The 13,566-nt window shown below is 61.8% G+C and carries 11 protein-coding genes and 1 pseudogene; 7 read left to right on the top strand and 5 right to left on the bottom strand.

Annotation, left to right across the window (positions count from 1 at the left end):
* Positions 1–42 precede the first annotated feature (42 nt).
* The 3 genes from KL786_RS15720 (at position 43) to KL786_RS15710 (ending at position 3,801) form a co-directional block, all read left to right on the top strand.
* Positions 43–2,274 (top strand): TonB-dependent siderophore receptor, encoded by a 2,232-nt coding sequence (locus tag KL786_RS15720; protein ID WP_215518218.1) that lies wholly within the window; start codon positions 43–45, stop codon positions 2,272–2,274.
* On the top strand, positions 2,274–3,161 hold the full coding sequence (locus KL786_RS15715; RefSeq protein WP_215518217.1) for an alpha/beta hydrolase: 888 nt from the start codon (positions 2,274–2,276) through the stop codon (positions 3,159–3,161). The genes KL786_RS15720 and KL786_RS15715 overlap by 1 nt, the downstream gene beginning before the upstream one ends.
* Positions 3,162–3,399: 238 nt before the next feature.
* Positions 3,400–3,801, top strand: coding sequence for a RidA family protein (locus KL786_RS15710; protein ID WP_215518216.1), 402 nt, complete (start codon positions 3,400–3,402; stop codon positions 3,799–3,801).
* Here KL786_RS15710 and KL786_RS15705 read toward each other — a convergent pair whose 3' ends face one another.
* Together KL786_RS15705 and KL786_RS15700 are read right to left on the bottom strand one after the other, a co-directional pair.
* Positions 3,802–5,289, bottom strand: coding sequence for an aldehyde dehydrogenase family protein (locus KL786_RS15705; protein WP_215518215.1), 1,488 nt, complete (start codon positions 5,287–5,289; stop codon positions 3,802–3,804). It abuts the gene before it with no gap.
* Positions 5,290–5,510: 221 nt separating this feature from the next.
* A pseudogene (locus KL786_RS15700) lies at positions 5,511–6,839 on the bottom strand (alginate export family protein).
* Between the two features lie 217 nt (positions 6,840–7,056).
* Here KL786_RS15700 and KL786_RS15695 point away from each other — a divergent pair.
* The 3 genes from KL786_RS15695 (at position 7,057) to feaR (ending at position 10,165) form a co-directional block, all read left to right on the top strand.
* Positions 7,057–8,556, top strand: a complete 1,500-nt coding sequence (locus KL786_RS15695) for an APC family permease (protein WP_215518214.1) — start codon at positions 7,057–7,059, stop codon at positions 8,554–8,556.
* Complete coding sequence (locus KL786_RS15690) at positions 8,501–9,121, top strand: DUF3156 family protein (RefSeq protein ID WP_215518213.1); 621 nt, start codon at positions 8,501–8,503, stop codon at positions 9,119–9,121. The genes KL786_RS15695 and KL786_RS15690 overlap by 56 nt, the downstream gene beginning before the upstream one ends.
* Before the next feature lie 108 nt (positions 9,122–9,229).
* Positions 9,230–10,165 (top strand): transcriptional regulator FeaR, encoded by a 936-nt coding sequence (gene feaR, locus KL786_RS15685; protein ID WP_215518212.1) that lies wholly within the window; start codon positions 9,230–9,232, stop codon positions 10,163–10,165.
* Between the two features lie 132 nt (positions 10,166–10,297).
* Here feaR and KL786_RS15680 read toward each other — a convergent pair whose 3' ends face one another.
* Positions 10,298–10,663: a cupin domain-containing protein gene (locus KL786_RS15680; RefSeq protein WP_215518211.1), complete on the bottom strand. Its 366-nt coding sequence runs from the start codon at positions 10,661–10,663 to the stop codon at positions 10,298–10,300.
* A gap of 30 nt (positions 10,664–10,693) precedes the next feature.
* Entirely contained in the window at positions 10,694–11,992 is a 1,299-nt protein-coding gene (locus KL786_RS15675; protein WP_215518210.1) for an NAD(P)/FAD-dependent oxidoreductase, read from the bottom strand.
* Between the two features lie 205 nt (positions 11,993–12,197).
* Here KL786_RS15675 and hpaR point away from each other — a divergent pair, with 205 nt between their 5' ends.
* Positions 12,198–12,620 (top strand): homoprotocatechuate degradation operon regulator HpaR, encoded by a 423-nt coding sequence (hpaR, locus tag KL786_RS15670; protein ID WP_029294338.1) that lies wholly within the window; start codon positions 12,198–12,200, stop codon positions 12,618–12,620.
* 135 nt (positions 12,621–12,755) lie between these two features.
* Here the strand turns inward: hpaR and hpaI are convergent, their stop codons facing one another.
* Complete coding sequence (hpaI, locus tag KL786_RS15665) at positions 12,756–13,556, bottom strand: 4-hydroxy-2-oxoheptanedioate aldolase (RefSeq protein WP_215518209.1); 801 nt, start codon at positions 13,554–13,556, stop codon at positions 12,756–12,758.
* Positions 13,557–13,566: the final 10 nt, after the last annotated feature.

Raw genomic sequence — 13,566 nt, 5'->3', positions numbered from 1 at the left:
GCCTACCGCTATCGGTGGGCTTGACGTTTCGGAGATCCCCTCATGCACCGCCTGCCGCCCCTGTCCCTGCTTGCCTTGAGTATTTGCAGCCTGCTGCCCGCCAGCAGCTTTGCCGCCGAGCCCGAGGCCCCCGCGCGTCTTGAGCTGCAAACCCAGACCGTCCTGGGCACGGCGCAGGAAGAGATCAAGCAGGCGCCCGGCGTGTCGATCATCACCGCCGAAGACATCAAGAAGCGCCCGCCGGCCAACGATCTGTCGGACATCATCCGCACCATGCCTGGCGTCAACCTCACGGGCAATTCCAGCAGCGGCCAGCGCGGCAACAACCGACAGATCGATATCCGTGGCATGGGCCCGGAAAATACCCTGATCCTGGTTGATGGCAAGCCGGTGGGCAGCCGTAACTCCGTGCGCTATGGCTGGCGCGGCGAGCGTGACAGCCGTGGTGACAGCAACTGGGTACCCGCTGACCAAGTCGAGCGGATCGAGGTCATCCGTGGCCCGGCTGCCGCCCGCTATGGCAACGGCGCCGCCGGTGGCGTGGTGAACATCATCACCAAACAACCCGGTACCGAGACGCACGGTTCGGCGACGATCTACCACAACTTCGCCCAGCACAGCGCCGAAGGCGAGACCGAGCGCATGAACTTCGGCCTGAACGGCCCGCTCACCGACACCCTCAGCTACCGGGTGTACGGCAACGTGGCGAAAACCAATGCCGACGACGCCGACATCAACAGCGGCCATGAATCCAAACGCACCGGTAACCAGGTCGGCACTTTGCCTGCGGGGCGCGAAGGGGTGCGCAACAAGGACGTCAACGGCCTGTTGAGCTGGAAGATGACGCCTGAGCAAACCCTGGACCTGGAAGCCGGTTTCAGCCGCCAGGGTAACATCTACACCGGTGACACCCAGAACACCAACAGCAACGCCAACGTGAAAAAACTGCTCGGCCACGAGACCAATGTGATGTACCGCGAGACCTACGCCGTGACCCATCGCGGCGACTGGGACCTGGGCACCAGCCTGGCCTACCTGCAATACGAAAAGACCCGCAACAGCCGGATCAGCGAGGGCCTGGCGGGGGGCACCGAAGGGATCTTCTCCAGCAGCGACTTCAATACCAGCGTATTGCGTGACCTGACCGCCCACGGCGAAGTCAGCCTGCCCTTGCATGCCGGGGTGGACCAGGTGCTGACCGTGGGCACCGAATGGGTCGAGCAGCAACTGGATGACCCCAGCTCCAACGTGCAAACCACCGCCGCCGGGGGCAGCGTGCCTGGGCTGGCCGGGAGCAACCGCAGCAGCTCGTCCTCGGCGCGGATCTTCTCGGTGTTCGTCGAGGACAATATCGAACTGCGCCCTGGCACACGCCTGACCCCGGGCCTGCGCATGGACCACCACGACGTGGTGGGTGACAACTGGAGCCCGTCGCTGAACCTGTCCCAAGTGCTCACCGACACCCTGACCCTGAAAGCCGGGATCGCCCGTTCCTACAAGGCGCCCAACCTCTACCAGCTCAACCCCAACTACTTGCTGTACAGCAATGGCCAGGGTTGCTACGGGCAGACCACCAGTTGCTACCTGCAAGGCAATGCCGACCTGGATGCCGAAACCAGCGTCAACAAGGAGCTGGGGATCGAGTACCGCAATGACGGGGTTGTGGCGGGCCTGACGTACTTCCGTAACGATTACAAAAACAAGATCGAGTCGGGCCTGACTCCGGTCGGCAGCGCCAGCGGCGGCACCGGCACCACGGCCAACGCGAGTATCTTCCAGTGGGAAAACGTGCCCAAGGCCCTGGTCGAAGGGCTGGAAGGCACCTTGGCCCTGCCGTTGACCGAGCAGTTGAACTGGACCAACAACTTCACCTACATGCTGCAATCGAAAAACAAGCAGACCGGCGATGTGCTGTCCGTCGCGCCCAAGTACACCTTGAACTCGATGCTCGACTGGCAGGCCAGCGATGACCTGTCCCTGCAAATGAGCGTGGCCTGGTACGGCAAGCAAACCCCGAAAAAATACGACTACCACGGCGAGCGCGTGACGGGATCGGGCAACAACCAGCTGTCGCCGTATGCCATTGCCGGGGTCAGCGGTACGTACGCCTTCACCCAGAACCTGAGCCTGACGGCCGGCGTCGACAACCTGTTCGACAAACGCCTGTGGCGCGAAGGCAATGCCCAGGGTGTGGCGAATATCGAAGGGGCAGGCGCCGCGACCTATAACCAGTCCGGTCGCACCTTGTACACCAGCCTCACGGCGTCCTTCTGATGGGGCGCCTGATCAGCCTGGCGTTGTTGCTGATGGCCCAGGCTGCCGTCGCCAAACCTGCACCTGATCAGTTGATGGATGCGCCGGTGTTGCGTGAAGCCAGTGCCTACAGGTTCAGCACCCTGGAGCTGGAGTCGGCGGATGGCGCTCGCCATTACCGGATCTGGCTGGGGCAGCCGCCTGCGGTGAGTGACGCCAGCCCGGTGGCGTACCTACTCGATGGCAACGCCGCGATGGCCGCGCTGGACAGCCAGGGTTTGAATCAATTGGCGCAGAGTGCGACACCGCCGGTGTTGGTGGCCGTGGGTTATGCCACGCCGCTGCGCATCGAGCGCAATGCACGCACCTTCGACTACACGCCAAGGGTTGGCAGTGCCGTGGAGCAACGGGATCCGTTGACTGCGGTGCCCAGTGGCGGTGCGGATGTGTTTTTGGACTTGCTGACCGAGAAGGTACGCCCGCAGGTCAATCAGCGCCTGGGTATCACCCCGCAGCGGCAATTGCTATGGGGGCACTCCTATGGTGGCCTGCTGGTGTTGCATGCCTTGATGACGCGCCCGCAAGCCTTCGATGACTACGCGGCGGCGAGTCCTTCGTTATGGTGGAACCGAGGGGTGGTGATGGCAGAGGCCCACGGCCTGGCGCAACGCCTGCGGGGCAGCCAGCCCCGCTTGCTGCTGATGCGTGGCGACCAGGAACCGGCCAGCCCGGCCGCCGCAACGCCGGCCAAAGAGGCCAGTGACACGGCATTCAAGGCGCTGCTGGGCACACTGCATCAGGTGGATGGGCTACAGGTACGCCACCTGACATTTGCCGGGTTGGGGCATGGGCCGATGTTGCCGGCGTCCTTGCGATATACCCTGCAGATGCTCAGCCAGGGGCATTAGCCTCGCCAGGCTGGCACTCCCGTGTCATCAAGTGGCCGGGCACGATCTGCTTGCACAAACCTTTCGCGCTTTAAGGTTGGGAGTCGTGGTGATGAGGTATGCAGGCATGTCCTGGGCGCGGCCCTTGCACGGTTGATTGCAAGGCGTTCTGTTTCCAGATGTTGAAATATGCAACTTCTCCAAGAGCCGGAAAAACCGTTGAGGTAGCCTTGTTTCCTACAGACAACAAGGAGTCGTCATGCAACGAAGAACCATCAATCCCCCGACAGTCTTCAACTCCCTGCAATACGGTTTCAGCCAGGCCATGGAAGTGCGTGAGGGGCGGCGTATTCTCTTGTCTGGCCAGGTCGGCGTGGACGCGGATGAGCGCACCGTCGGCCCAGGCATCGCCGAGCAGACCGCCACCGCCCTGGACAATATCGAAAAGGTCCTGGCGGCGGTCGAGGGCGATCTGTCCCATGTGATCATGCTGCGCCTGTACATCGTCGAGTCCGCCCGCGATCAGCAGGAGCCCATCGCCGCCGCTTTGCGCGAGCGTTTCCCGAGCAACCCGCCGCCGTCGTCATGGATCATCGTCAGCGGTTTGTCGCTGCCCGAGTGGTTGATCGAGATCGAGGCGGAGGCGCTGATCCCGACGTGATCAATAACGCATCATGACCGACTTGAGTTCGGTGTAGTCCTCGATAAACGCACTGCCAAACTCGCGGCCAATCCCCGAGGACTTGTTACCACCAAACGGCACGGCCGGGTCGAGCAGGGTGTGCATGTTCACCCAGACCGTGCCGGCGTTGATCGCGGGCACCATGCGCAGCGCCTTGCCCAGGTCATTGGTCCACAGGCTGGCGCTCAGGCCGCCGGCGGTGTGGTTCATCAGCGCGAGCAATTCGTCCTCGTCGTCGTAGGGCAGGAACGTGGCGATGGGGCCGAAGGTTTCTTCGGTGAGCAGCGTGTCGTTGATGCTATTGGCGAGGATCACCGTGGGCTCGACATAGCAGCCGGGGCGATCCATCGGCTGGCCACCGTGGATGATCGTGTTGTTTTCGGCGCGGGCGGTGGCAAAAAAACCTTCCAGCTTCGACTGGTGTTGGCGATGAGTGACCGGGCCGAACTCGGTACGCTCATCCAGTGGCGAGCCGATGTTCAACCGGCTCAAGCGCTGGGCCAGGGTCTCCATGACCGAGTTGATTTGCGAGCGGTGGACAAAAAAACGCTCGGCCGCCGCGCAGATTTGCCCCGAGTGCAGGAACCCGGCCTCGATAATGCCGTTGACGGCTGTTTCCAGCTTTACATCGCGCAGGAACGCCGCCGCGTTTTTACCACCCAGTTCCAGGGTCGCCCGCGTCAGGCCGGCGCCCATGGCCGCGCGGCCGACCGCAATGCCGGTGGGCACCGAACCGGTGAACGACACCTTGTCGGTGCCGGGGTGTTCGATCAGCCCCTTGCCCACCTGGCCACCGCCGGTCAGCACGTTCAACACACCGGCGGGCAGGCCGGCTTGCACCGCCAGTTCGGCAATGCGCAGCAGGGTCAGCGGCGTGAATTCGCTGGGCTTGATGATGATGCTGCAACCGGTCACCAGGGCCGAGGCGAGTTTCCAGATGGCAATCATAGTGGAGAAATTCCACGGCACGATGCCGACCACCACGCCGACCGGTTCGCGCAGGGTGAAGGCGGTGTAGCGCTCGCCGGCAAACGAGGGCAGCGACGGGGTGAGGGTCTGGCCGCTGATCTTGGTTGCCCAGCCCGCGTAATAGCGCAGGAAATGCGCGGCCTGGTCCACTTCAAAGGCGCGGGAAATCTGGATGATCTTGCCCGACTGGCAGGTCTCGATCTGCGCCAGTTCCTCGCGGTTTTGCTCCAGCAGGTCAGCCAGTTTCAGCAGCACATTGCCACGCACCGCCGGGGCGGTTTGTGACCACTGTTTGAAGCCGTGCCGGGCAGACGCTACGGCCAGCTCAATATCAGCAGCTTGCGCATCGATCACCGTCGCGATGACCTTGCCGGTGGCGGGGTTGATTACCTCCAGGGTCTGGCTGGACTGGCTGGGAACGTAGTGACCGTCGATGAACAGGCCATGGTCTCGACGCAAGAAGGCTTCGACCTGGGGCAGCAGCGCGATATCGCTCATGGGGTGTTCCTGATCAAAAAGGAAAGCCTGAGGCTAACCAACGCGCCAGGTCACGGCTTGACTGTGCCTGCCGGGGCGTATGTCTGTGGCTGCCATGGGCGCCCCTGTGGGAGCGGGCTTGCTCGCGAAGGCGGTGTGTCAGTCGGTACATGCATTGACTGGCGCACCGCCTTCGCGAGCAAGCCCGCTCCCACATTGGGATGGCGGTAAGTATCCATAGCTCAGAACGGCACAGCGACCACCAACTGGCTGTACACATTGGTGCCGTTGCCGCCGACCTGGTTACCGCCGGTGTGCTGGTCCTTGTCCGGTTGGTACAGGCCAATCAACGGCGTGATGATCAGGTGTTCGTTCACCGCCCATTCGGCATACAGGTCCAGCTCACGGCCATCGAGGTCGAGCATGTTGCGTTTGCTCACGGTCGTGTAGTCGAAGAACAGCGCGCCGAGGGTCAGGTTGTCCAGCGGCTTGACCTTGAGTGCCACATGCTGCACCGATGTGTTGGTGTTGTAGGGCCCTGAGTAGTTGCCCGCCACTTCGCCCTGGACCCAGGTGCCAAAGCCCCGGTTGAAACCGGCGAACAGTGCATCCCAGTTCTTCGAGTAGCGCGCATAACGGTAGGTCAGGTCCGGCGACCAGGGCAGGTCGGCAAAGGTATAGCCGGCTTCGGCGTACCAGGCTTTTTCCGGCCCTGGGTCCTTGTCCTGTCAGGCGTATTCGAACGAGAAGTGCGCATTGTCGATCCCGGCATTCCCGCTGCCGCGCAGGCTGTAGAGGTTCATGCCCTTGCGTTGCTTTTGCACGTCACTGGCATAGCGTTCGTCGACATCAATGCCATGCAGGTACGTCAGGCCCAGGGTGCCCGGTGCGGCGCTGTATTCCAGGGTGCCGATGGCCATTTCGGTCAGGGCCTGGGCGCGGTTGTCGGACTCGATCCACATCAGGCTGCCATGCAGGCCGTCCTTGCCGCCCAGGCGTACCACCGCTGCCTTGTCGAAGGCATGCCGCGCCGCGATGTAATAGGCGCCACCGCGATCGAACTCACCATCGGCCACGCCATTGCCCAGGTTCGGGCCGTCGTCATTGATGATAAAGCCGTCGCCCACTGTGATGATCTGGCGCCCGTACGACAGGTCCAGCCCATCCTTGCCCAGCGCCGGTAACAGATCGCCCGAGCGCCAGCCGGCAAAGGCTTCCTCGAACTTGGTGGTGCGTTCGCTGCCGTCGGTCACGCGGGAAGCATCGCCATCGCCCCAGGTACCCGAACTCACCAGATTGGTGGTGCCGTACACACTGCCCAGGTCGCCCAGGCGCTGGTCGATGCTCACGCCATACTTGATAAAGCCTTCACGCCAGGTCGAACCGCCCGGGCTGCCCTCGTAGTTCTTGCGGCTGTTGAACATCCCGTACACCGCGAGAAAGTTGCCGGTGACGGTGGTGTCGTCGTCGGCATACAGTTCGATTGCCTGGGCCGCAGGTTGGCCGATCAACAGCGCCAGGCCCAGGCCGACGACCGGGTGCAGGTGGTGGGTTTTGCGTGTGTGCTCCATTGTTATAGTCCCCAGCAAGGTTAAGTTGAGGGGGCATTAGGGCGAGCGTCGGCAGCGCAAGTCTTTCACCTGCGTGCCAGGCAATTGATCCTGGCCGCCAGGCCGCGAGCCCTGGCAGGGAGCAACAAAACCAGCGGCAGCCAGGGGCAAGACGATCAGGTTGGGCGGGGCGCACAGTGCAAACACTTCTAAAAAATCCCCTTCGAGGATCTGCACCATGTCGATCAATGACAGACTTACCGCGCACCTGAACCGGGGCACGGTGGGTTTTCCCACCGCGTTGGCCAGCACCATTGGCCTGATCATGGCAAGCCCGGTGATTCTCACCGCGACCATGGGCTTTGGCATCGGCGGCAGCGCGTTTGCGCTGGCCATGCTGATCGCCGTGGTGATGATGCTGGCCCAGGCCACCACCTTCGCCGAGGCCGCATCGATCCTGCCGACCACCGGTTCGGTGTACGACTACATCAACTGCGGCATGGGCCGTTTCTTTGCGATCACCGGCACCTTGTCGGCCTACCTGATTGTGCATGTGTTTGCCGGCACCGCCGAGACCATCCTCGCCGGGGTCATGGCCCTGGTGAACTTCGAACACCTCAATACCCTGGCCGAATCCGCCGGCGGCTCCTGGCTGCTTGGGGTCGGCTTCGTGCTGGTGTTTGGCGTGCTCAATGTGTTTGGCGTCAGCGCCTTTGGCCGCGCCGAAATCATCCTGACCTTCGGTATGTGGACCACCTTGATGGTGTTTGGCGTGCTGGGCTTGATCGCCGCGCCGGCGGTGCAACTGGACGGCTGGTTTGGCGAATCCCTGGTGGGCAGCGACCTGGTGACGGTGTTGTCCCTGGTGGGCATGGCGATGTTCATGTTTGTCGGCTGCGAATTCGTCACCCCGCTGGCGCCGGACTTGCGCCAGTCGGCCAAGGTCATGCCACGGGCGATGATGCTTGGCCTGATGGGCGTGGCGACGTGCATGTTTATCTACGGCGCGGCGATGAAACGCCAGGTGGAAAACGTAGTGCTGGACGCGGCCAGCGGCGTGCATTTGCTGGACACGCCCATGGCGATCCCACGCTTCGCCGAACAGGTGATGGGGCAGATCGGGCCGCTGTGGCTGGGCGTCGGTTTTCTGTTTGCCGGTGCCGCCACCATCAATACCTTGATGGCCGGTGTGCCACGGATTCTCTACGGCATGGCGGTGGATGGCGCGCTGCCGAAGGTGTTCACCTACCTGCACCCACGCTTCAAGACCCCGGTGCTGTGCATCCTGGTGGCGATGCTGATTCCCTGCCTGCACGCGCTGTACCTGGGTGGCAACACCGACAACATCATGCACCTGGTGCTGGCGGCGGTGTGTGCCTGGAGTTTCGCGTACCTGTTGGTCACGGTGTCGGTGGTGATCCTGCGTATTCGTCGTCCCGACTTGCCACGGGCCTATCGCTCGCCGTGGTTCCCGCTGCCGCAGTTGCTGTCCAGCGCCGGCATTCTTTTGGGCATGTGGTTTATCACACCACCGGGGATGAATCCGGCGGATATCTACGTCCCGTTCGGCGTGATGCTGGGCGGTACTGCGGCGTATGCGCTGTTCTGGACCCTGGTGGTGCAGAAGGTCAATCCATTCATGCCGGCGTCGGTGGAAGACGTGCTGGCCAAGGAGTTTGCCAATGAACCGGGTCACACTCACCACGGCTATGTCAGTGCTGCGGCAAAAGCTGTCTGAACTGTTCAGCGCACAACGGGCGCCGGCAGGCTATCAGCCGGGGCGCACGCTTGGGCAACTGCGGCGCAACCTGGGGCTGGCACGGTTCGAGTGGGTCTCGCCGACCCTGGCGCGGGCCACCCTGGACGATGACAGCCTGCACCTGGAAATCCGCGAGCGCACCGAGTCGCAGCTGTTGATGCACCTGGTCATGACCGAATTCAGCCTGCGCCTGCCTGCGTCGACAGAGGGCGCGGCACGCTTTGAATTGCACCATGGTGGGGCCATCCGGCGTACGGGAATCTGCTGTCGGCAACGTACCGGTGAACGCGCATTGTTGGGGCAGCTGCAGGCGTGTTTGCAGCAGGACAGTGCCCTGCATGGGGCATTGATGCTCCTGGATTTCAAGCGCCTGCATATCGAGCTGCACGGTCATCAGTGGCTCGTGCGCCTGGAGCATATGGGCGGCAGCGAGGTGGTCAACCGCATGCCGGCCTTTCGGCGCTACATCGCCTTGAGCCGCGTGCAGCGCGATGCCTTGCTGGCTGCGCTGGTGGGCTTGCAGCGCGTATTGCGCACGCTCTGATTGGCATCATTAGTGCAAACACAATGGCAGACAGGTACTTGTTGCGCGCATATAGGTAACATGTTAACTATTGCCCGACAAAAACAATAAGCCATTGTGGAGACACCCATGGGTATCCAACAGAGTGCACAACAGGGGCTCGACACCTGGAACCGCGACTTGCGTGCGATGTGCGGCCACTTCGACACCGAACTGGCTTTCAACCGTTCGCTGTTTATCGGCGAGTTTTCCATGCTTTCAAGCGGCGGCTTGCCCTTGGCCAGCCTGCGTACCAACGCCGGCCTGATCAAGCGCCAAGTGACCAATCCCGACCATGATAACGACCAGGATTGCTTTTTGGTCAGCCAGCGCAGCGGCTATTCACAGGTCGTGCAGAACGGCCAGCGGGTGCAACTGGCCCCTGGCGAACTGCTGCTGATGGACTCGGTGGGCTCCATTGAAATCACCCCGTTCGGCTTGATCGAACATATCTCGCTGTCGTTGCCGCGTGCCCAGGTGTGCAAGCAGATGGGCAGCCAAGCGAAGACCTTTGGCAAGATTTCCTCCAGCAAAGCCTGTGGGCGCATGTTGCATGTATTGATGGACCAATTGTGCAAGGGCAGCGAAGGCGCCGAGGATGAGGTCGAGGCGTTGCAGCGTGCTTTTGTGTCGCTGCTGGGCTCAGCCCTGGAGCAGGACGACGACGCGCGCGACGACACCTGCGCGTTGCAAGGCAACAACCTGCGCAGCTACGTGCAGAAAGTCATTGATGAGTCCCTGAGCCAGCCTGGCCTGAGCCCTGTCGGCCTGGCCAGCCGCTTGAACATCTCGGTGCGTCATTTATACCGGCTGTTCGAGGAGCAGGACGACAGCGTCTGCCGTTACATCCAGCGTGCGCGGCTCAAACGCAGTGCGGATGACTTGACCAACCCGTTCTTGCGTAGCGAGTCGATCACCTCGATTGCCTATAAATGGGGCTTTACCGATTCGGCGCATTTCAGCCGCTCGTTCAAGAAGCAGTTTGAATTGTCACCCAAGGCATTTCGTTCGAGCCGGATGGCCTGAACTCCACTCATCAACCACCACACACCGAATGTGGGAGCGGGCTTGCTCGCGAAAGCGGTGGGTCAGTCAATATATGTTCTGACTGAACCACCGCTTTCGCGAGCAAGCCCGCTCCCACATAAAGCAAAGTAGTTATACGACCGCGAAGTAGTGTTTGACGAAACTCTCGCTGACCACTTCCCACAGCACGGGTGTGCCCTGGGTCACGAACCAGCTGTCGCCGGCCTTGTAGCGGGTGGTTTGGCCGGTGTTTTCGTCGGTCAGGCGCACCTCGCCGGTGACCACCGTGGCCTGTTCGTTAAACGGGTAGACCATGCGGAATTTGCCTTGGGTGGTGCCGAAATAGGCGCTGCTGACTTTGTCGGTGGGCGCACCAAAGGTCATTTTGCCGAAGGCCTTGAGCTCGCCTTCGAGGATTTCGGAGCCGAGGTCGGCAACGGTGCCCCAGGCGTCGAGTTCAGACAGTTGGATATCTTTCTTGAGGGTAACGAGGGTCATGGCAGTTGCTCCTGAGGGATAAAAAAGGGGTTAGCGGCGACCATTCCAGTAGCCGGACAGTTGGTGCCAGGATTTACCGGCGGTCAGCAGCAATGGGCGGATTGCGTCCTTGCCAATAATCGTCGGGCGATGCACTGAACTGACCAGGTCATAGCGCGCCGAGCCTTCGCTCATGCCTTCGGCCAGGACCTTGCAGATGATGTGGCTGGGGGTGACACCGAAACCCGAATAACCCTGGACGAAGAACGCATTGCTGCGTCCCGGCAGCGTGCCGATCTGCGGGAACAGGTTCGGGCTGCAGGCCATCGGGCCGCCCCAGGCCAGGTCGATCTTCACGTCCTTGAGGTAGGGGAAAATCTTCAGCATCAGCTTGCGGTTCCAGGCTTTCAAGTCGCCGGGAATGTGTTCCACCAACGGCGTGGCGGCGCCGAACAGCAGGCGGTTCTCGTTGGTCACGCGGTAGTAGTCGATCACTGGGCGGATATCGCTGTAGGCCCCACGAATCGGGCTGATGCGCTGGATCAGCTCTTCGCTCAACGGTTCGGTCATCATCTGGAAGGCGTAGGTGTTGATGGTCGAGCGATGCAGCTCCGGCTCCAGCTTGTTGAGGAAACTGTCACAGGCCCACAACAACTTGCTGGCCTTGACCGAGCCGCGCCCGGTGCGCACGGTGATGCGCTCGCCGTAGCTGACTTCCAGTGCCGGGCTGTTCTCGAAGATTCGCACGCCATGGCCGGCCAGGGCGGTGGCTTCGCCCAGCAGCAGGTTCAGCGAATGCACATGCCCGCCACCCATGTGCAGCAGGGCGCTGCTGTAGGCGTCGGAACCGATGATCTGCTTGACCTCGGAGCCGCCGAGGAAGCGGATTTCATGTTTGCTGTTGATCGACTTGAAGTCTTTTTCCCAGGCCCGCAGGGTCTTTTCCTGGCGGGCGTTGAAGCCCATATAACCGTAGCCGTGGCAGAAGTCGGCATCGATGTTGTACTTGGCGATACGGTCCTTGATGATGTCGGCGCCCAGGTCGCTGATCTCGAAGACCTGGCGCAGACCGTCCTCGCCCACGTCTTTCTTGATCTTCTCCAGGTCGTGGCCGATGCCGGCCATGATCTGCCCGCCATTGCGCCCGGTGCCGCCAAAGCCCAGGTAGCGCGCTTCCAGCACGACGATATTGGTGATGCCTTTTTCCGCCAGTTCCAGGGCGGTATTGATCCCGGAAAAGCCGCCGCCAATCACCACGACGTCGGCCTCGATGTCCTGTTCCAGGGTGGGAAAGCTCAGGTTGTACTTCTTGGTAGCGGTGTAATACGTAGGGGTTTCGATGTTGATCATGGCGCAGCCTGAAAAGTGAAGGAAGGCTCTAAAGCAGTGTCTTCATTAGGGCCCCTGGCGCGATCATTGTCTTGATCCTGCGTGCCGGGGCTTTTGATTCAGCGCGCCATGGACGTGCGCGACCCCTAAGTTATAGCGCGAGCGCGGGGCGGGGATGTTAGAGTTTCGTTAAAACATTAACTAAATATCACGTGATCCTGACTTTATGCTCAAACCCCGGCAATCCCTGACCCTCACCCTGTTACAGGCCCGCGAAGCGGCCATGAGTTTTTTCCGCCCGTCGCTGAACGAGCACGGCTTGACCGAACAGCAATGGCGGGTGATCCGCATCCTCAATCAACACGACGAACTGGAGATTTACCAACTGGCCGAACTGGCCTGCATTCTCAAGCCGAGCATGACGGGCGTGCTGGTGCGCATGGAAGCGGCGGGGATGATCCACCGGCGCAAGGCCGAGCAGGATCAGCGGCGGGTACTGGTGACCCTGGCGGACAAGGGCCGGGCGAGTTTTGCGTCCATGAGCCAGTGCATGGAGGCCAACTACCAGCGCTTGCAGGAGCAGTTGGGGGCGCAGAAATTGCAGACCTTGCTGGGGCTGCTCGATGAGCTGAAAAACATCAAGCGCTGAAACACCACACATCGAAAATGTGGGAGCGGGCTTGCCCGCGATGACTGAGTGTCAGTCGATATATTCGCCGGCTGAACCACCGCTTTCGCGGGCAAGCCCGCTCCCACATTTTGCACCTGAGGTGTTTGGAAGGGATCAGTACACGCCACCCGTGCTGACCGGTGCCTGGGTACCTTTGAATTTCCCCACCAACCCCTGCAACCCACGCATCAGCACGGTGGTATCCACCCCGACCGCGACAAACCCTGCGCCCAGCTCGATATAACGCCGGGCCAGTTTCTCATCGGCACTGAGAATCCCCGCGGCCTTGCCCGCCTGGCGAATCCGTGCGATGGCATCTTCGATGGCGGCTTGCACATCCGAGTGCCCCGGATTGCCCCGGTGCCCCATGGACGCACTCAAGTCCGCCGGGCCGATAAACACCCCATCGACGCCTTCAACGGCGGCAATTGCATCCAGGTTGGCCAGGCCTTGCAGGCTTTCGATCTGCACCAGCAGGCACATCTGCGCATCGGCCTGGTCCAGGTAGCCGTCGATGCTGTTCCAGCGCGAAGCCCGCGCCAGGGCGCTGCCCACCCCGCGTATGCCCTGGGGCGGATAACGCATGGCGCGCACCAGCTCCCGGGCCTGGGCAGCGCTTTCGACCATCGGTACCAACAAGGTCTGTGCGCCGATATCCAGCACCTGCTTGATCAGCGCGGTATCGCCGATCACCGGGCGAATCACCGCCTCGCTGGCGTAGGGCGCCACGGCCTGCAATTGGCCGAGCATGCCGCGCAGGTCGTTGGGTGCGTGTTCGCCGTCGATCAACAGCCAATCGAAACCGGCATTGGCCGCCAGTTCCGCACAGTAGGCGTCGGCCAGCCCGAGCCACAGGCCGATTTGCGCTTCACCGCTATTGAGCCGCTGCTTGAAGCGGTTGACAGGCATGTCCATGAAACAGTCC

Origin of the sequence: Pseudomonas sp. TAE6080 (assembly GCF_018732265.1) — a bacterium.
Classification (GTDB): Bacteria; Pseudomonadota; Gammaproteobacteria; order Pseudomonadales; family Pseudomonadaceae; genus Aquipseudomonas; species Aquipseudomonas brenneri.
Note: the sequence above shows the minus strand (reverse complement) of the source record. Positions and strands in the feature narration are given on the sequence as shown.